The sequence below is a fragment of the Mesorhizobium sp. WSM2561 genome, from assembly GCF_000513915.1.
GTDB classification, from domain to species: Bacteria; Pseudomonadota; Alphaproteobacteria; order Rhizobiales; family Rhizobiaceae; genus Mesorhizobium; species Mesorhizobium muleiense.
This window is the reverse complement of the sequence record NZ_AZUX01000003.1, coordinates 127,709-146,274: the sequence shown is the minus strand read 5'-3', so window position 1 is coordinate 146,274 and position 18,566 is coordinate 127,709. Positions and strand designations below refer to the sequence as shown.

Here is an 18,566-nt window from a genome sequence, read left to right as displayed (position 1 = left end):
GGGTATCAAGACGAGGGGACCGCACAAAATGTCATCCAGAGGCTTTCTTTCCAGTCATCGTGTGCGGAGCGGTTGAGAGGAAGAGCCATGGGATACTTTCGCGCGCCCACACCCACATAGGCGGGATAATTACAGCGAACGCGCGCACGATGCTTTCCGGTGTCTTCATACCTGACAGCGCCACTCACGTCCGTCTCGGCCAAGCCAATAGCGACGTCAAAATCATAGTCGCTATTCTGTGAGACACTATTGCTCAGCACGCTAAGCTGGACCGACGTCGCATCAGGAAAATTGGCAGTGTAGAAGATTAGCTGCTCCGCCGCCATCAAGGGCGTAGCCACCAACACGCCGGCAAAAAATGCAATGGCGCGCATCTCCTCCTCCCGAGGAACGAAGGCGAGAGTATCACCACTCGCATCGATATTCGAATCGAATCTCTGCTCCCGGTCGCGGGCCATGCGACGCTGATTGCTTGTACGTCATATGCCGTCAGGCCGTGCAGGCGACGCGTGTGCACGGTTTCACAAGAAGGTCACAAATCCCGGAAACACTATCGCGCGATGGCTGCCCATGCCAAAGTGTGACTAATGACGAATTCGTTCGGCTTCGGAAGGATGCTGTTGCTGCTGGTCGTACTCGGCCTGGCCTTTGCACCTTTGGGAGCTTCACCCTCGAGTGCTGCTGTCGCCGGGTCGGCTTTGTCCATGCAGGACGACATGCCATGCTGCCCGGACGGCAGGCCAATGGTGCCGGACTGCGGCAAGGATTGCCCGCTGGCCGTTCTGTGCGTGTTGGGGGTGGTCACCGCCCCGCTTCCCGAAACGTTCTCCTTTCTTCTCCCTGCGCCGGTCGGAGACGATTTCCTGAACGGCAGAGACGTGTTCCTGCCCTCGCTCGTCGGGGAACCGCCCCCGAGACCTCCCAAAGTCTGACTGGCAAATAGGCGCGTTTAGCGCCGGAAACCCGCGCGACGAATGCTGCGCGGGTCGTTTGTATGGCGTTTGTCATGCCCCCGCCGTGCGCAAGCGCGGAACACTGTCAGTCGGAAACACTGATCATGAAATCGAAATTTTTCCCACGCGCCACGGTGCTGGCGCTCGCGTCCTGCATCGTAGCTTTCCAGGCGGCCAAAGCAGCGCAAGAGGACTACGAATTCCAGCTCGTTAAGAACGAGATCAAGGAAGGGAACGGTGCCGTCGTCGCCGTCAGGCTCCTCGACAAGAGGACAGGCGCGCCGGTGAATAACGCCGTCGTATTCGCCACCAGAATGGACATGGCTCCGGACGGAATGGAGGCGATGACTGCGCCCGTCGAGGTGCTGCCATCCGAGGAGCCCGGCATCTATCGCTTCAAGACCAACCTCATCATGGCCGGAGGCTGGCGCTTCTCCATTGCGGCGAAGGTCCAGGGCGAGACCGAAACGGTCGAGCGCCGCCTGGAATTCAAGGCCGTCCAATGAAAAGGTTCGGCTCATTCCTAACGCTTGTCATATTGGCGGCCGGGGCGGGCGCAGGCGGATACTCGGCCGGACAGCACGATCTGTCCGTCTCGGACGTCGTGCAAATGATCGAGACGAACATCGGGCGCCCGCTCAGCGCGGAACCGATGACGACGACTGCCGATCCGGTTCCCTTTGGTCCCATCATTTACTACCGCCATCCCGATGGAGATCCAGCCTATTCGTCGATGCCGAAGCGCACCGAGGACGGCCGGGACTTCGTCGCGATCCTGGCGAGCGAAGACGTTAGCTTCGAGGTTCGCCCTGAGGTCAAAGCAGCCGGCGGTGAAGCGACGGGGCCGAGCGGCCGGAAGGTTCTCTACTACCGCAATCCCATGGGCCTGCCGGACACGTCTCCTGTGCCGAAGAAGGATTCCATGGGGATGGACTACATTCCCGTCTTCGAAGGCGAAGCGGATGACGGGCCGACCGTCAAGGTCTCGGCAGGAAGGCTGCAACGGACAGGCGTGAAGACAGCGCTGGCCACCAGAGGCGCGATCAAACGTCCGGTCCGGGTTCCCGGCACAGTCACGCTGGACGAGCGCCGCGTAAGCGTCGTCTCGACTCGCACCGAGGCTTTCCTTGAGGAAGTAGCTGATGTGACGACTGGAACGGCGATTGAAAAAGGCCAGCCGCTGGTGCGGTTCTACGCCAAGGAGATCACCGCGGCAGGCGCGCTTTATGCCGCCGACCTGAAGGGGGGCGCGCGTGGAGGCGCGGCCGCAGGCAGCCTACAGCGTCTGGAAAACCTCGGCGTTCCTGCGGAAGCGATTGCTGCGATCGAGAAGACGAAGAAGGTGCCGATCTCGGTCACGCTGATGTCGCCCCGCAGCGGCGTTGTCCTGGAGCGCATGGCCGTCGACGGCATGATGGCGGAGGCGGGCCAGACCCTGTTCCGGATCGCCGATGTTTCGACCCTCTGGGTAATGGCCGATGTGCCGGAATACGAGTTGAGTTCGGTTCGTATCGGGGATAAGGCGACCGTCCGCATCCGCAGCCTTCCGGGCAAGGTGTTCGAAGGCAAGGTCGGCCTGATCTACCCTGAAATCCAGGGGCAGACCCGGACCGCGAGAATCCGCATCGAACTCCCCAATCCCGAGGGGCTGCTGCTTGCCAACATGTATGCCGAGGTGGCGATCGCGACGGGCGGCACTGATCCTGTCGTGGCCGTGCCCGACAGCGCCGTCATCGACACGGGGGACCGCCAGGTTGTGATCGTCGACAAGGGCGAAGGCAGCTTTGAGCCGCGCGACGTGAAGATCGGCATGCGAGGCGACGGTATGGCCGAGATCATGGAGGGCCTTGCCGAAGGCGAAAAGGTCGTTGTCTCGGCTAACTTCCTGATCGACGCCGAAAGCAACCTGAAGGCCGCGCTCAGCGCGCTGACGCCTGCGGGGGCGCAGCCATGATCGCAAAGCTCATTGCCTGGTCGGCCCGAAATCTGATCCTCGTATTCTTCGCGACCGCATTTGCCGCTGCCGCGGGGGTCTATGCGGTCAAGACCTTGCCGCTGGATGCCATACCGGACCTCTCCGACGTCCAGGTCATCGTGTTCACCGATTATCCGGGCCAGGCCCCGCAGGTCGTCGAGGACCAGGTCACCTATCCGCTGACGACCTCTATGCTGACCGTGCCACGGTCGAAGGTAGTGCGCGGTTTCTCCTTCTTCGGCGTATCCTTCGTCTACGTGATCTTCGAGGACGGCACCGATCCCTATTGGGCGCGGAGCCGGGTGCTCGAATATCTGAACGCGGCCGCCAGCCGTCTGCCCGACGGCGTTTCCCCGGCGCTCGGACCGGACGCGACAGGCGTCGGCTGGGTTTACCAGTACGCGGTCGTTGCCAAGGAATTGTCCCTCGCGGAACTACGGTCCGTGCAGGATTGGGTCGTGCGTTTTGCCGTCTCGAAGGCAGAAGGGGTGTCCGAGGTCGCGAGCGTCGGCGGTTTCGTGAAGCAGTACTCGATCGTAGTCGATCCGTCGCGGATGCGCGCTCAGGGCGTGACGCTTTCGGAAATCGGCGAAGCGGTTCGCACCAGCAACATGGACACGGGCGGCCGCACGGTCGAGATCTCCGAGTTCGAATTCATGGTGCGCGGACGCGGCTACCTGAAGAGTGTGTCCGACATCGAAAGCATCGCGTTGAAGTCGGTCAGCGGCGTGCCGCTCAGGCTCGGCGACGTCGCCAAGGTCGAGATTGTGCCTGACGAGCGCCGCGGCATCGCCGAACTGAACGGCGAGGGCGAGGTCGCGAGCGGCATCGTGCTGCAGCGCGTAGGCGCGAACGCGCTGACCGTCATCGAGAACGCCAAGGAAAGTCTCGCTGAGATCGAAAGGAGCCTGCCTGAGGGTACCGAGATCGTGCCCGTCTACGATCGTTCAAAGCTCATCGAGGCTGCGATCGAGACTCTGAAGTCGACGCTGGTCGAGGAGAGCATCGTGGTAGCCCTCGTCACCATCGTGTTCCTGCTTCATGTGAGGAGCGCATTGGTGGCCATCATCATGCTGCCCGTCGGCATCCTGATGGCTTTTGCCGCTATGAAGCTGCTTGGCCTCGGCTCCAACATCATGAGCCTCGGTGGCATCGCTATCGCCATCGGGGCGATGATCGACGCGGCCATCGTCATGATCGAGAACGCGCACAAGCACCTGGAACGGGCGCCTCCGGGCAAGCCCCGCATCGAGGTTTTGATCAAGGCAGCAGCCGAGGTCGGGCCAGCGCTGTTCTTCAGCCTGCTCATCATCACGGTCTCGTTCCTGCCGATATTCACGCTGGAAAGCCAGGAAGGCCGCCTGTTCGGTCCGCTCGCCTTCACCAAAACCTTCGCCATGGCGGCGGCGGCGCTGCTCTCGGTGACACTGGTGCCTGCCCTAATGGTGATGCTCGTGCGCGGCCGCATCGTGCCGGAGCACAGAAACCCGCTCAACAGGCTGCTTATCGGCCTCTATCGGCCCGTTATCGCCGGGGTGCTGAAGGCGAAGACCTTCACGATCCTGCTCGCAATCGCCGCCTTAGCCGTCACGGTTTGGCCGGCGCGCCAGCTCGGCAGCGAGTTCATGCCGAACCTCAACGAGGGAACGCTGATGTACATGCCGACAACGCTGCCAGGCCTGTCCGTCACGAAAGCCGCGGAACTGATGCAGATGCAGGACCGGATCATAAAATCGTTCCCGGAAGTAGAGTCTGTCTTCGGCAAGGCGGGCCGGGCGCAGACCGCCCTGCGCCGACCGAGATGTTCGAGACCATCATCAATCTCAAGCCGAAATCGGAGTGGCGGCCGGGAGTCACGTCGGAAAGTCTCAAGACCGAGATGGATGCCGCGCTGCAGTTTCCGGGCGTTTCGAACGCGTGGACGATGCCGATCCGCGCCCGCATCGACATGCTGTCGACGGGCATACGCACGCCCGTCGGGGTCAAGGTCTACGGCACCGACCTCGGCGAGATGGAAAATGTCGCGCGCCAGATCGAGGCCGTGCTGCGAGCCGTGCCTGGCACATCCAGCGCATACGCCGAGCGGGTGATTGGCGGCTATTATCTTGACATCATCCCTGACCGGGTTGCCTTGGGCCGCTACGGCCTGTCGATCGGCGACGTGCAGGATGTAATCTCCATGGCGCTCGGCGCGAAGGTCATCACATCCACGGTCGAGGGCCGCGAACGTTATGGCGTCGCCATCCGCTATCCGCGCGCGCTTAGAAGCGATCCCGGGGCGATCGCGCGCGAGGTGCAGATCGCACTGCCTGGCGGCGGCTTCGTGCCTCTCGGAGAAGTGGCCAAGGTCGAACTCACGCGCGGCGCGACCTCAATCCGCACCGAGAACGGACAACTTGCGGTCTACATCTTCGTCGACATCGCCGGCCGCGATCTCGGCGGCTATGTCAGCGCGGCGCAACAGGCGGTCGCCGCCGAGGTGAAGCTGCCGCCGGGTTATTCGGTCGCCTGGAGCGGGCAGTTCGAGTATCTCGAACGTGCCCAGGCGCGGCTGAAGATCGTCGTGCCGCTAACGCTCGCGCTCATCTTCCTTCTGCTTTACCTCAACTTCCGCGCGCTAACCGAGACGCTGATCGTCATGCTGTCGCTGCCTTTCGCAATCGTCGGCGGCATTTGGATGATGTGGTGGTTGGGCTTCAACATGTCGGTCGCGGTCGCGGTGGGCTTCATTGCGCTCGCCGGCGTGGCCGCCGAAACCGGGGTCATCATGCTGATCTATCTCGACAACGCGTGGAGCGAAGTGAGGGCCAAATGTGCGGCCGAGAAGCGGAGTTTGACCAGGATGGACCTTAACGAGGCGATCATGTTCGGCGCCGTCGAGCGCGTACGCCCGAAGATGATGACCGTCGTTGCCATCATGGCGGGCTTGCTGCCCATCCTATGGAGCACAGGCTCCGGATCTGAGGTCATGCAGCGGATAGCCGTGCCCATGATTGGCGGCATGATTTCTTCAACGATCCTGACGCTCGTCGTTATTCCGGCCGTCTACGGCGTCGTCAAGGGCTGGCGGTTGCCGAGCCGGAGTGCGGTCGAGGAGCCAAGAGCAGACGCGCGGCTGAAGCTGGCCGCGGAATAGGAGCGAAAAATGATGGATCAGATGATGTCGGGCGGCATGTGGGGCATGGGCGTGGCCGGCTTCATCCTCCTCGCTCTGGTCGTGCTGGTGATCGCTGCCTTGGTAAAGTTCGTGTTCTTCAGATGACAATCGCAGTAGCGAGGGCGCGCGGTCTGAACCGTGCGCCCTCAGCGAGGCTTCTAGGCCGCCATTTTCCGGCAGCTCTCTGCGCAGCGACGGCAGGTCTCGACGCATTCCTGCATGTCGCCAACGCGCTCGCAATCATCCGCACATTCGTTGCAGATCTCGGCGCATTCGCCACAAGTATGCTTGTGGTGCTCGGAACCGATGAGCATGAAATGCGCCGACGTCCGGCAGATTTCGGCGCACGCCATCATCAATGTGAAGTGTTGTTTTTCGGTGTGTTGGCCGCCCAGTTCCAGGCAGTGTCCCATCGCGGTCGAAAGGCACACTGAATAACAGTGCAGGCATTCGTCGATGCAGCTTTTCATTTCGGGGCTAAGGTGATGCATGGGAGCGTCCTTTGTTCGGGTCGAGGAGCGCCCTACGACCCCTCCTGACGATCACTTTGCGTTGGCATCAAGCCACTGCTTGAACTCGCCGATTTCCTTGGTCTGAGCGTCGATGATCGTCTGAGCCATCTTCTTGGCTTCGTCATTGTCGCCGTATTTCAACTCGACTTCGGCCATGTCGATCGCGCCCTGGTGATGCGCGATCATCCCGCAAGCAAAGGCGACATCAGGGTCTTTGGCCATCATGCCTTGCATCATGGCAGGATGCATCTTCATCATCGCCGCCATATTGGCCTTCTGCGCTTCATCCATGCCCGAAATGTCCATGCCGGCCATTCCTGACATGGTGTGCCCGGCTGATGCGCCTTCAGCCTGACCGCATTGCTCCGGCAGGGGCGTTGGAGCCATAGGCTGGTCAGAGGATTGCTGAGGGAACGCCGCCGAGGCGAAACCCGAGAGCAGCAGTGCCGTGGCGATCGTGAGTTTGGTTTTGGTCATGATTTGTCTCCTGAATGCTTGAACTATGACGCGCGGTGCCAAAGGTCTCGCCCAGGCGCCGGCTCGTGGCATGAATTCGCTTATGGTTTTGGAGGTCGGTCCAACCGGTCAGGGATCCGCGAGTTGGGCGGACGGGCCGTTTCGACACGGACAGGAGATTTCAGCGTGGCACTCGGCAGAGTCGCCGGCGAAGCTGCGAAACCGCCCATGCAATGGAGCGCCGAACAGCAATGTGCGACGCGCTGGCCGGTATTCATGCGTGGGTCAGCGGCACCCGCCTCGCTTCCCTGCGCAATCGTCTGCTGTACCTGCAATACCGTGCTGGGAGGATGATCGTGGTTCAGCGCGTTGGCGGGTCGCGCTCCGGACAGAAGCAAACCTGCAGCAAAGCAGATAAAAAAGGCTACGTTCGCCCACCGAAGAACTTGCAGGGGTGCAACGATTGACATGCTGCGTAACGGAAGCGCGGAAACTTTGTTCCGATACGGCGGGGGCGCTGGGCTGCATCTATGGCCGCGGGGCCATGGACCCTTCATGCTGCTTGCGCCACCCGTAGCGGGTCAAACCGCGTGGTTTATAGAGCGACAGCACCACTGGCACGAGCAGCACCAGCAGCCCGCCAGCTGCGTGGATCACAGGTGACATCCTCAGCCCCCGAAGATCCGCGTTGGATAACATCGTCTCCGCGGAGACGTCTGCTAAATAGCCAATTAGCTCCAGCTGAAGCAGCAGCACGGTGGTGACAAGCACGTTCAGAAAAAGTTTCGTCACGACCCAGTAGTGCCGGAACAGGCCCCAATTGGTGCCAAGCGACTGCACAAGCCCGGTCACCAATGATGCAAAAACTAACGGAACAATGACGTACAAGGCGATCAACTCCATCGCGAGATAGGCGGCGCGGGCCACCTGCGAATCTGCGCTGTTCAGTCCGGCGACGGCCAGAGCCAGGAAGCCGGCGACCGCACCGAGAGTGCCGACCGAGGACGCGACATGCGCAGTCAGCGCAAATTTGCGGAGGCCGGGCGTCATTATCATGGCTGTTGTGTGCCAGGCTCTGTAACGCTGGAGGACGGCAGGTGCCGACCCGGACCGTGGGGTCCGCCGATGCCGGTGAAGAGTGCTGCGATAACCAGCAGGGCCAGGATGATTGCGATGATCCCCGTAGTCTTCACCCAGCGGGGTGCGCCGGGGTAGGGAGGCGGGTTGGCCATATGCGTCTCCTGGTCGCAAGCGGAGTCGAATTTCATGACTGCGAAACTTTATCGAGACAGTATGTCGATATCAAGTCTTGATGTCCCGTATCTCGACAGCGCCGCTACGTCACGTATATTGGGGCGGTGCCGAAGCTGTGGAACGAAACCATCGATGCGCATCGCCGCGCGGTGCGCGACGCGACCCTGGACGCCACCGCGGCGCTGGTGGCCGAGCACGGTTTGCTATCGGTGACGATGGCGAAAATCGCCGAGGAGACTGGAATAGGCCGCGCGACGCTGTACAAATATTTCCCGGACGTCGAAGCGATCCTCGTCGCTTGGCATGAACGTCAGGTGGCCGGTCACCTCGAACATCTCATCGCGATCCGGGACCGGGCTGGCGACGCCGGCGAGCGGCTCGAAGCTGTGCTGGAAGCCTATGCGTTCATTTCACACGAGCATCACGGCACCGAACTCGCGGCACGCCTGCATCGAGGCGAACACGTCGTCAAGGCGCAGCATCATCTCCACCACCTCATCCGCGATCTGCTGGCCGAGGGTGCAGCGACGGGCGATCTCCGAAACGACGTCGCGCCTGACGAACTCGCGAGCTATTGCCTCCACGCTCTCACGGCAGGCAGCAGCCTGACATCCAAGGCCGCGGTTCGCCGGCTTGTTGCGGTTACTCTGGCCGGATTGCGGTCTGGAGGCGCACCCGCGTCAGCGCACCCGAGACGTTGACCCAGGTGTTCTGTGGTTGCGATCGAGAGTTTGTTGCTGCTGCCCGCGCTGCGATCCACTCGGTGAGCAATGACCAGAAACCGAAGCGCCGCGTCTCCTGTGGGCTTGGAGTCAAAACCAGATGAGCAAAACCGCGCAATCCATTGTCGTGACCATGGGCGAACCCGCGGGGATAGGGGCCGAGATCACGCTTGGCGCATGGTTGCGTCTTCGGGAAACCGATTGCGCCTTTTATCTCCTGCATGATCCCACTCACGTCGCCGAACTCGCGCAGGCACTGTCTTTGCATGTTCCGATAAAAGTCATTTCGCATCCAAGCGAGGCGCGCGATGCCTTCAGGGACGCGCTGCCCGTCATGCCCGCCCATCTCTCGGCGCCCATCCGGATGGGCCAGCCGGATTCCCGCAACGCTGCAGCGGCAATTGATGCTATCCGCCGCGCCGTCGAGCTGACAACAACAGGCCAGGCGTCCGCTCTCGTGACGAACCCTATCCAGAAGTCGGTTCTGTACGAAAGCGGTTTTCCCTTTCCAGGACACACGGAATTTCTCGAGGAACTCAGCGGCGCCGGTTATCGCGCAACCATGATGCTCGCCGGCGACGAACTGAAGGTCGTCCCGGTCTCGATACATGAGGCGCTGGCCGCAGCTGTGAATGGACTATCGACGCAGAAAATCGTGGATGTCGCGCAGGCTGCCGCCTCGGGATTGAGCCGAGATTTCGGAATCCGGAATCCACGTCTGGCGATCGCCGGGCTCAATCCGCATGCGGGCGAGGGCGGCAGCATGGGCCGCGAAGAAATCGAGACGATCGCCCCGGCAATCGAAATTCTAAAGCGGGAAGGGATCGATGCCTCGGGACCATATCCACCTGACACGATGTTCACGCCGCGTGCCCGCCAAACTTACGACGCGGCAATCTGCATGTATCACGATCAGGCATTGATCCCGCTGAAGACGCTGGACGTCGATGGAGGAGTGAACATCACCCTGGGCTTGCCATTCGTGCGCACGTCGCCGGACCATGGCACGGCGCTGGACGTCGCCGGGCGCGGGCTAGCGGATCCGGGCAGCCTCATCTCCGCGATCAGGATGGCCGCCAGGATCGCGGGAGCACCGTTCTCGGGGCTCGGGCCGCGCAGACGCATCCGATACACTGCAATCCCGGTCATGATATCATACGCACAATGGCAGCGGCCGACGCTGGAAGTGATCAGATGAATCGATCTTTGGTAATGTTCGCCGTAAGCCTGATATCCATCTTTGGGTTTGCGGCCGCCTCGACAGGATCGGCGGCAGCGGCCGAGGCGGTCTCGGTTTCGCAGTTGAAGGAGCGCACCCACATCCATGGGCTGGCCGTCGACAGAGAAGATTCGCAAAAACTCCTGATAGCGACCCACCACGGACTCTTCCGCGCCGGGCCGGACGGAAAGGCAGAGCTCATTTCGCCCGTGCAGGATTTCATGGGATTCACGCCGGATCCATCCGACCCGAAGTCGCTTTACGCCAGCGGCCACCCGGCAGGCGGCGGCAATCTCGGATTCATCGCCTCGACCGACAACGGCGCGACATGGACGCAAGTCGCGCCGGGAGCAGACGGCCCGGTGGACTTCCACCAGATGACGGTCAGCTCGGCCGATCCCCGGGTTCTCTACGGCGCCTATGGCGCGCTTCAAATGAGCCGCGATGCCGGAAAGACATGGTCGGTGGTCGGACCGCTGCCGGAAAAGCTGATCGACCTCGCCGCATCGGCGAAGAACGCCGAGACGCTCTACGCCGCCACGGAAGGAGGCCTGTTGGTCAGCAGGGACGGAGGCCAGCGCTGGGAAACGGTCGTCGATGGCGCGCCAGTCAGTCTGATCGAGGTGACAGCCGACGGTTCTCTCCACGCGTTTGTGCTCGGTCAAGGTCTTGTGCGGGCCGCGGAGGCCGACATGGTCTTCAAAACGACATCCGCGTCCTGGGGCGACCAGATCCTGCTGCACATGGCGGTCGATCCGGCCGAAAGCAACCGAATGTTCGTCGCCTCGCATCAAGGCGATATCTTCGCCAGCACCGACGGCGGCACCAATTGGGCCGCGTTCGGCCAATGACGTCATCGTGGCAATGGATCGCCGTTTAGCCGCAAGGTTCGCTCTTGCCGCGGCGGTTGCCGCTACATCGGCGATTGCAGCGTTCGGCGGGTATATGTTCCTTGTCGGCACTTCGAGCGCACTTCTCGAGCCTGATGATCCCCAGCTCGTCGCGCACGGCGAGGCGATTTACATGGAGCATTGTGCCTCCTGCCACGGCCGTAACCTTGAAGGACAGCCGGACTGGCAGACGCAGGACAAGGAAGGATTTCTCCCCGCGCCGCCGCATGACGAGAGCGGGCACACCTGGCACCATCCGGACACGTTGCTGTTCAAGATAACGAAACTTGGCATTGCCCAGGCCGCCAATCTCAAGGACTACAAGACCAGGATGCCCGCGTTCCGGGAGACGCTGAGCGACGACGACATCGTCGCGGCTCTGTCCTACATCAAGTCGCGTTGGCCGGAAGACATGCGTCGGCGACACGATCAACTGAATCGCGCTTACGAACACCGAGCCTCTTCAGCGAGATGAGCCGCAACATGCCGGCGACGCGCCAGCTCGCGGTAAAACGCCTCCGGCGTCACGCCGATCTCGGAGGCGGCCTGATACCAGCGTCCTTTCGGGGGCAACTTGCCGCCGTTGAATGCCATCCAGGCATCCAATCTCGCTGCAACCGATTTCAGTGACAGGATCTCGGCGCGGGTCCGCGTCCGCTGCACCTCGCCTGCCAGATGGCGCATCAGTGCAGAAGCCAGATCGAGATCGCTTTCAATGGCCGCCTTGGCCTTCGTCATCGGCACGGCCCGGACCGCCGATTCCTCGGCTGCGAGGGCATCGCAATGATATCGGTCAGCGAACAACGAAGCCTCGGCGACAATCGAACCGGAGCCGGCACGCTGGAGCGTCAGCTGGAGTCCGTTAGGAAGCGCCCGGACAAGGCGCAGTTCGCCCGCAACGACCAGGAAGAGCGACCGGACCGGGTCATCAGTTCGGAAGAGGACGTTGCCCGCGTCGACGCGCTGCTCGCGCTCCGCCAGCGTCAGGAAATATTCGAATAACGGACTCGACATGATTGCGATCATGTTTCCAGTTCGACAGCCGTGTCAAACGTCGCAGGACCGAGACCATGGAGATCTACCGATGAACCGCATGTTTTCTGCATTGCTTTTGCTGGTGCTCCTTGCGACCGTGCCGGCCGCCGCTCAGAACCATAGTCTCCATGGTGCGGCAGAACAGGCTGACCCGCCTTCGCCATATTCGGGTAGGGAAACGCGTAGCGTAAAAGCGCTGTCAGATGAGCAGATCGCCGACCTTGAGGCGGGCCGCGGGATGGGCTTGGCGCTAGCGGCCGAACTCAACGGATATCCGGGTCCGTCACATGTGCTCGAGCTCGCCGAAGCTCTCGGCCTTACCAGCAAACAAACGGCGCGGAGCAAGGAACTGTTTGGCCAAATGAAGGCGGAGACCATTCCGCTGGGAAAGCGGCTCATCAAGGAGGAAACCGAACTGGACCACCTGTTTGCCGAAAGGACGATTACGGCGACCCGCCTCACCGAAAAGGTAAAAAGCATCGCCGAGGTGCAAGGCGCTCTACGGGCCACCCACCTGCGCTACCATCTCGATATGGTCGAGATACTTACTCCCGGGCAGATCCGCCGATATTCTCAACTTCGCGGATATGCTGGAAGCGCAAATTGAACAGGCACATCGCTTCGGTCTCACATCGTTTGGGACGGACCGAACTCGCGGCGCGCCTGCATCGAGGCGAGCACGTCGCCCGGGCGCAGCAGGGGCTCAGCCACCTCATCCGCGACCTGTTAACCGAAGGTGTAAGGATTGGTGACATCCGGGATGATATCGCGCCCGGCGAGCTTGCAAACTTTTGCCTCCACGCCTCGCAGCGGCCAGCAGCCTGCCATCCAAAGCAGCCGTCCGCCGGCTCGTTGCGGTCACACTGGCCGGGTTGCGGCCTCTACGCGCCAACCGCAGGTGAGCGTGGGGGGCGTCATCACATTGCTTCACGCCGCGCACTCCATGCAGACCATACGCAAAGGGACTTGCGTAGGAGTTAGCTAATGCAGGATCTGGGCCAGAAATAGCTTGCTGCGCTCGTGGTGCGGGCTCGAGAAGAACTCGGCCGGCGTGTTGACCTCGACGATTTCACCCTGGTCCATGAAGACGACACGGTCGGCCACCTGTCGGGCGAAGCCCATCTCGTGGCTGACACACAGCATGGTCATGCCCTCTTCGGCCAGCGAAATCATGGTGTCGAGCACTTCCTTGACCATTTCCGGGTCGAGCGCCGAAGTGGGCTCGTCGAACAGCATGATCTTCGGGTTCATGCAAAGCGAGCGCGCGATAGCCACCCGCTGCTGCTGGCCGCCTGAAAGCTGCCCGGGATATTTGTGCGCCTGATCCGTGATCTTCACGCGATCGAGATAGTGCATGGCGACCTGCTCGGCTTCCTTGCGCCGCATCTTGCGCACCCAGATCGGCGCCAGCGTCAGGTTTTCCACAATGGTCAGGTGCGGGAACAGATTGAAGTGCTGGAACGCCATGCCGACGTCGCGGCGGATTTCATCGATCTTCTTCAGGTCGCCGGTCAGTTCAATACCGTCCACGATGATGCGGCCCTGCTGGTGCTCTTCCAATCTGTTGATGCAGCGGATCATGGTCGATTTGCCCGAACCAGAAGGTCCGCAGATCACCAGTCTTTCACCGCGTTGGATGGTGAGATCGATATTTTTTAATACGTGGAAGGCCCCGTACCACTTGTTTACGCCGACCATCTCGACGGCGGCGGGATCGTTTGTCATCGGCAGGGATGGAACGTGCCGGATGGCAGAAACAGAAGTCGACATTGCAGCATTCCTAGTGAGCGGCCGGGCCCCGCCGCTCCAGGAAATCGGCGAAGCGGGCGAAGGAGAAGGACAGCGCAAAGAAGATCGCGCCAATGAAGAGAAAGGTCTCGGCGGCTGGCGACGGCCATTCGGGGTCGGCCAGTGCAGCCTTGCCTGAACTGATCAGGTCGAACAGCCCAATGACCAGGACAAGGCTCGTATTCTTGATCATAACGATGATGGTGTTGGCGAGCGCAGGGATCACCACCCGGATGGCTTGCGGCAGGATGACGAGACGTTGTGTGCGCCAAAAGGGCAGGCCGAGCGACGCTGCCGCCTCATACTGCCCCTTCGGGATGGCCTGCAGGCCGCCGCGGATCACTTCGGCGAGATAGGCAGCCGCGAAGATGGTGAGCGCGACAAGCGCACGCACGAATTTGTCGGGCAGCAGCGCCTCGGGCAAGAACAGCGGCATCATGATCGACGCCACGAACAGGATGGACAGCAATGGCAGTCCACGCACGGATTCGATCAGCACCACCGCACCGACCCGGACGGCCGGCAGGGTCGAGCGCCTTGCCAGCGCGAGCAGGATGCCGACCGGAAAGGCGATGCCGATGGCGACGACGGTCAAGATCAGCGTCACCGGCAGGCCACCCCAGGATGAAGTCGGCACTTCGGCCAGTCCGAAGCCTCCCCCCATCAGCCAGAAGATCAAAGCGAACGCCGCCACCCAGAGCGCCAGCAGTCGTGACGTCCAGCTCGCCGGACGCACCGACCAGCCGAGCAGCGCCAGAATGAGCAGGCAAACAATGGCTGGTCGCCAGCGTTCGTCGAACGGATAGATGCCGAACAGAAGTTGGCCGGATTTGGCATAAATGAAGCTCCAGCAGGCGCCAGTGGCTGCTCGGCAGGCATTCGGGTCGGGGTCGAAGAGCACCGCATCGATCACCAGCCAGCGCAGCATGGGCGGCACGGTGACGAACAGCAGCGCGGCGAACAACAGCGTGAGCGCGGCGTTGAGCGGTGTGCCGAACAGCAGCTTGGCGAGGCGCCGCAGGCCGGCGAACCGGAAATGGTCCGGCGTTGCCTCGGAGGACATGGGAAGAGACATGGCCATTGTCACCGCTCCACGATGGCGATGCGGCGGTTGTACCAGTTGGCCGCGCTCGACAGGGTAAGATTGAGGGCGAGATAAGCGCCGAGGATGATGAAGACGCCTTCGATCGAGTGGCTGGACTTGCTGATGATGGTATTCATCACCGCGAGGAAGTCCGGGTAGCCGACGGCGATCGCCAGCGTCGAATTCTTGACGACATTGATGTACTGGCTGTTGAGCGGCGGGACGATCACCCGCAGCATCTGCGGGATGACGACCAGCCGCAGGATCTTGCCACGTGACAGGCCGAGCGAATGGCCGGCGTCCCACTGGCCACGACCGACCGACAAAACACCGCCGCGTACGATCTCGGCCACGAAACCGGTGGTGTAGATCGTGAGGCCGATGAGGATGGTGCTGAGCTCGGGCGTCAGTTCACTGCCGCCCCGGAAGTTCGAACCCGTGAAGAGCGGGAAATCGACGGCGAAGCGAATATCGGCGAGCCCCAGTCCCACGACGCCGGCAGCCAGGATCGCCGGCACAACCATTGGGGGCAAGCGACCAGTCCGGCCAAAACCGTAGCTGAGCGTGGCGAGCGTCAGCGCGAGCAGGAGGATCAGTGCGCCTGTCATGCCGATGTCGATGCTGAAGGCGGGCACGACGAAGCCGCGCATGGATGCGTAAACACCGGGCAGCGGATTCAGCGCTTCGCCGACCGGCGGCAGCACCTTCCACCACAACGAATAGAGGAAGATCAGAAGGACGATCGGCGGTGAGTTGCGAGCTATTTCAACCCAGACCCGGCAGGTGCCCGCTGCCAGGGGGTTGCTGCTCAGCCGGGTGATGCCGACGACGAGGCCAAGGACGGAGGAGAAGAAGATAACAAGAGCGGAAATGAAGACCGTGTTGGCCAGCCCGACAACGATCGCCCAATAGTAGGGATCGCGCGATTTATAGGTGAGGATGGCCTCGGAAATAATGATCCTGGACGGCATCGTCAGGAAATCGAAGCCAATCGGGATACCGCGGGCCCTTAGATTGGCGAAGGTGGTGGAGACCAGCAGTGCAGCGAAAGCGATGACGACCGTCACCAACACGCCTTGAATGATGATCGATCTGGTCTTGGCTTCGGTTAGCATACCGGCCTCGGTTCATCAGTTGAAGGGAAGGGCGCGCGCTCGGCACGCCCCGACCAAGGCTCAATCCCATGGGAAGGGATAGTTGAGACCGCCGTCTTTCCACAGCGCATTCATGCCGCGTTCGACCTTGAGCTTGCTGTCCTTGCCCAGGTTCCGGTCCCAGATTTCGGCGTAGTTGCCCATCTGCTTTATGACGTTGTAGGCCCATTTGTCGTCCAGCCCGAGCGGCGCGCCAAAGCCGGGCTCTTCGCCAAGCACCCGTTTGATCTCCGGATTGCCCGCAGCGAGCTTTTCATCGACGTTCTGCGTGGTGATGCCGTTGGCTTCGGCCCAGAACAGGGCGTTCATGGTCCAGCGCACAACGTCGAAGAGCTGGTCGTCGCCGCGCGCGACAGCCACGCCATTGGGTTCAGCGGCATGGCCGACCTTGAGGATGTCGTAGTCGTCCGGATTCTTGGCCACCGAGGCACGCTGGCCTGCCGCGGCGGTGCCGTCGGTTACGTAGGAGTCGCAACGACCACCGAAGAAGGCGTCACGCGCCTGAATGGTCGAGTCGTAGTAGACCTTCTTCATGGAAATCCCGAATTCCTCCTCGGTTTCCTCAATGGCCTTTTCGGTCAGGGAGCCGCCGCCCTGCAGGCATACGGTCTTGCCGTCGAGCAGTTTCGGCTCAGTGATGTTGTCGGCCTTGCGCACCAGCACACCGTCCGTGTCGTAGAGGTTGATCCAGACGAAACGGACAACCGTATCCCGTGTAAACGTGATGGTGGACGTGCGCGATAGAATGTCGATCTCGCCCGTCTGCAGTGCCGGGAAACGTTGTCCGGCATTGAGGGGCACATAGCGGATCTTATCCTTGTCGCCGAGGATAGCGACCGCGAACGCGCGGCAGATGTCGGAATCGAAGCCGCGATAATAGCCTTTCTCGTCCGGACGCGAGAGACCTGGCACGCCTTGGCTGGCGCCGCAGCTCACATAACCGCGCTCCTTGATCTTGTTTACGACGGCCTGCGCCGACACCTCGCCGACGCCGGCGGCCAGACCCACCAGTCCGATCGCGATACCGGTGATCCATTTCAAACTTCTGGTTTTCATCATTATTCCCCTTGTTTTGTTGAGTTTGGCGTCACTCGGCAGCCTTGGCATCGGCCAAGGCAACTCCGTTCTGCAGGGCTTCGGCAAAAAGGTCGAAGGCTTGGGAAAGATCGGCCAGCAGGTCGTCGGGTGCCTCGAGGCCGATCGATAGGCGCCAGACCGGACCACGCTTCAGCCAATCGGGGGCGGGCCGGTCTCTTCGCGGATCGCTGACCGAGATCAACGAATGCACCCCGCCCCAGCTCGCGCCCAGCCTGAACAGGCGCATGCGGCCGAGAACTTTGGATTGGAGCGAGGACAGTTCTGGCCGTAGCACGAAGGAGAACACACCCGCCGAACCGGCGAAGTCGCGTTTCCAGACAGCATGGCCGGGATGGTCCGGCAGGCTCGGGTGCAGGAGCTGTGCGATTTCGGTCCGCCCCGACAGCCACTCCATGATACTGCGGGCCGTGGCGTCGGCGTGTCGCATGCGCACCGGCATGGTCATCAAGCCGCGCTCGCACAGCGCGCAGTCCTCTGGCGAAACACCGTAGCCGAGAAATCGCGCCGTATCCTTGAGGCGCCGGAACAGAGCCTCATCACGCACGGCGAGCGAACCCATTAGCAGATCGCCGTGGCCGCCAACGTGTTTGGAAAGCGCCTGCATAGAGATGTCGACTTTGTGGTCGAGCGGCTTGAACAGCAGGTGCGAAGCCCAGGTATTGTCCGCCGCCACCAATGCGCCAGCCTTGTGGGCTGCTGCCACGATGGCCGGCACGTCCTGCACCTCCAAGGTGGTCGAGCCCGGCGATTCCACCCACACCAGCCGTGTCGTGTCATCAAGCAGCGCAGCTATTCCTGCGTCGAGCCGCGGATCATAGGAAACGGCGTGGATGCCGAGCGGCCCTAGAAAACGGGCCATCATGTCGCGCGCCGGACTGTAAAGTGTTTCAGGCATCAGCACCCGGTCGCCGCCGCGGCAAGTGGCCATGGTCGCCAACACGATGGCGGCCATGCCGGACGGGACGACAAGCGCGCGCGTCGCGTGCTCCAGCATGGCGATATGATCCTCCAACTGACGGCTGGTCGGCGTGCCGTAGAGCCCGTAGCTGAAGCCGTCATACAGACGCTCGACGCGACGTTCGAAGGATTCCAGATCGTCGAAGACGACGGTCGACGCACGCTCGACAGGCATCGCCAGCGACCGGAACGGCTCTTGCGTACGCTTGGGAGGATGGACATGGCAGGTGTCGTCGCGCTGGGTCATAGGCAACCATAGCCATCTCGCCCATTGCTATCTATGACCGCAACGATAAAGTTAATCCGTTTTTG

19 protein-coding genes and 1 pseudogene are annotated in these 18,566 nt (G+C 61.8%); 10 read left to right on the top strand and 10 right to left on the bottom strand.

From position 1 onward, the window contains the following. Nucleotides 1-5 precede the first annotated feature (5 nt). Nucleotides 6-374, bottom strand: a complete 369-nt coding sequence (locus M727_RS0105595; RefSeq protein ID WP_027151838.1) for a hypothetical protein — start codon at nucleotides 372-374, stop codon at nucleotides 6-8. Nucleotides 375-587: 213 nt separating this feature from the next. On the opposite strand from M727_RS0105595, the gene M727_RS39115 reads away from it, so the two are divergent. The 4 genes and pseudogenes from M727_RS39115 to M727_RS35920 all read left to right on the top strand — a co-directional run bounded on the left by M727_RS39115 (nucleotide 588) and on the right by M727_RS35920 (nucleotide 6,064). Continuing rightward, on the top strand, nucleotides 588-932 hold the full coding sequence (locus M727_RS39115; protein WP_051505533.1) for a hypothetical protein: 345 nt from the start codon (nucleotides 588-590) through the stop codon (nucleotides 930-932). A 125-nt stretch (nucleotides 933-1,057) separates the two neighbouring features. Beyond that, nucleotides 1,058-1,459 carry a FixH family protein gene (locus M727_RS0105585; protein ID WP_051505539.1) on the top strand — a complete coding sequence of 134 codons (402 nt, stop codon included), beginning with the start codon at nucleotides 1,058-1,060 and terminating at the stop codon, nucleotides 1,457-1,459. After that, nucleotides 1,456-2,907: an efflux RND transporter periplasmic adaptor subunit gene (locus tag M727_RS0105580; protein WP_027151836.1), complete on the top strand. Its 1,452-nt coding sequence runs from the start codon at nucleotides 1,456-1,458 to the stop codon at nucleotides 2,905-2,907. The genes M727_RS0105585 and M727_RS0105580 overlap by 4 nt, the downstream gene beginning before the upstream one ends. Next, nucleotides 2,904-6,064, top strand: a pseudogene (locus M727_RS35920) (CusA/CzcA family heavy metal efflux RND transporter). Before M727_RS0105580 ends, M727_RS35920 begins: the two are co-directional and overlap by 4 nt. A 179-nt stretch (nucleotides 6,065-6,243) precedes the next feature. Here the strand turns inward: M727_RS35920 and M727_RS0105565 are convergent. Together M727_RS0105565 and M727_RS0105560 are read right to left on the bottom strand one after the other, a co-directional pair. Further along, nucleotides 6,244-6,576 carry a four-helix bundle copper-binding protein gene (locus M727_RS0105565; protein WP_027151835.1) on the bottom strand — a complete coding sequence of 111 codons (333 nt, stop codon included), beginning with the start codon at nucleotides 6,574-6,576 and terminating at the stop codon, nucleotides 6,244-6,246. A gap of 51 nt (nucleotides 6,577-6,627) precedes the next feature. Then, the gene (locus M727_RS0105560) at nucleotides 6,628-7,077 is read right to left on the bottom strand and encodes a DUF305 domain-containing protein (RefSeq protein ID WP_027151834.1); all 450 of its coding nucleotides are present in this window, start codon (nucleotides 7,075-7,077) and stop codon (nucleotides 6,628-6,630) included. A 227-nt stretch (nucleotides 7,078-7,304) separates the two neighbouring features. On the opposite strand from M727_RS0105560, the gene M727_RS41375 reads away from it, so the two are divergent. Then, nucleotides 7,305-7,520, top strand: a complete 216-nt coding sequence (locus tag M727_RS41375) for a hypothetical protein (RefSeq protein ID WP_156941487.1) — start codon at nucleotides 7,305-7,307, stop codon at nucleotides 7,518-7,520. A gap of 61 nt (nucleotides 7,521-7,581) precedes the next feature. Here the strand turns inward: M727_RS41375 and M727_RS0105555 are convergent, their stop codons facing one another. After that, nucleotides 7,582-8,103, bottom strand: coding sequence for a hypothetical protein (locus M727_RS0105555; protein ID WP_348627153.1), 522 nt, complete (start codon nucleotides 8,101-8,103; stop codon nucleotides 7,582-7,584). Nucleotides 8,104-8,411: 308 nt separating this feature from the next. Here M727_RS0105555 and M727_RS0105545 point away from each other — a divergent pair, with 308 nt between their 5' ends. The 4 genes from M727_RS0105545 to M727_RS0105530 all read left to right on the top strand — a co-directional run bounded on the left by M727_RS0105545 (nucleotide 8,412) and on the right by M727_RS0105530 (nucleotide 11,613). Next, nucleotides 8,412-9,008, top strand: coding sequence for a TetR/AcrR family transcriptional regulator (locus M727_RS0105545; protein WP_027151831.1), 597 nt, complete (start codon nucleotides 8,412-8,414; stop codon nucleotides 9,006-9,008). 121 nt (nucleotides 9,009-9,129) lie between these two features. Next, nucleotides 9,130-10,227, top strand: a complete 1,098-nt coding sequence (gene pdxA / locus M727_RS35915) for a 4-hydroxythreonine-4-phosphate dehydrogenase PdxA (protein ID WP_051505532.1) — start codon at nucleotides 9,130-9,132, stop codon at nucleotides 10,225-10,227. Then, nucleotides 10,224-11,099, top strand: coding sequence for an exo-alpha-sialidase (locus tag M727_RS35910; protein WP_156941486.1), 876 nt, complete (start codon nucleotides 10,224-10,226; stop codon nucleotides 11,097-11,099). Before pdxA ends, M727_RS35910 begins: the two co-directional genes overlap by 4 nt. 13 nt (nucleotides 11,100-11,112) lie before the next feature. After that, nucleotides 11,113-11,613 (top strand): cytochrome c, encoded by a 501-nt coding sequence (locus tag M727_RS0105530; RefSeq protein WP_027151830.1) that lies wholly within the window; start codon nucleotides 11,113-11,115, stop codon nucleotides 11,611-11,613. On the opposite strand, the gene M727_RS35905 is transcribed toward M727_RS0105530, so the two are convergent. Further along, entirely contained in the window at nucleotides 11,583-12,152 is a 570-nt protein-coding gene (locus tag M727_RS35905; protein ID WP_198032601.1) for a Crp/Fnr family transcriptional regulator, read from the bottom strand. The two genes, M727_RS0105530 and M727_RS35905, sit on opposite strands and share 31 nt — an antisense overlap. Nucleotides 12,153-12,222: 70 nt before the next feature. Between M727_RS35905 and M727_RS0105520 the strand changes: the two genes are divergently transcribed. Next, nucleotides 12,223-12,780, top strand: coding sequence for a hypothetical protein (locus M727_RS0105520; RefSeq protein ID WP_027151829.1), 558 nt, complete (start codon nucleotides 12,223-12,225; stop codon nucleotides 12,778-12,780). Nucleotides 12,781-13,154: 374 nt separating this feature from the next. Here M727_RS0105520 and M727_RS0105510 read toward each other — a convergent pair whose 3' ends face one another. From M727_RS0105510 to M727_RS35900, 5 genes are read right to left on the bottom strand one after another with little or no spacing between them, the layout of a single operon-like run. After that, on the bottom strand, nucleotides 13,155-13,898 hold the full coding sequence (locus tag M727_RS0105510; protein ID WP_036261575.1) for an amino acid ABC transporter ATP-binding protein: 744 nt from the start codon (nucleotides 13,896-13,898) through the stop codon (nucleotides 13,155-13,157). Nucleotides 13,899-13,953: 55 nt separating this feature from the next. Further along, entirely contained in the window at nucleotides 13,954-15,042 is a 1,089-nt protein-coding gene (locus M727_RS0105505) for an amino acid ABC transporter permease (RefSeq protein ID WP_245268470.1), read from the bottom strand. A 2-nt stretch (nucleotides 15,043-15,044) separates the two neighbouring features. Further along, a complete protein-coding gene (locus M727_RS0105500) occupies nucleotides 15,045-16,160 on the bottom strand; it encodes an ABC transporter permease subunit (protein WP_027151826.1) in 1,116 nt (371 codons plus the stop codon). 60 nt (nucleotides 16,161-16,220) lie between these two features. Next, entirely contained in the window at nucleotides 16,221-17,255 is a 1,035-nt protein-coding gene (locus M727_RS0105495) for a transporter substrate-binding domain-containing protein (protein WP_027151825.1), read from the bottom strand. A gap of 31 nt (nucleotides 17,256-17,286) precedes the next feature. Beyond that, a complete protein-coding gene (locus M727_RS35900) occupies nucleotides 17,287-18,501 on the bottom strand; it encodes a PLP-dependent transferase (RefSeq protein WP_036261572.1) in 1,215 nt (404 codons plus the stop codon). Nucleotides 18,502-18,566 lie beyond the last annotated feature (65 nt).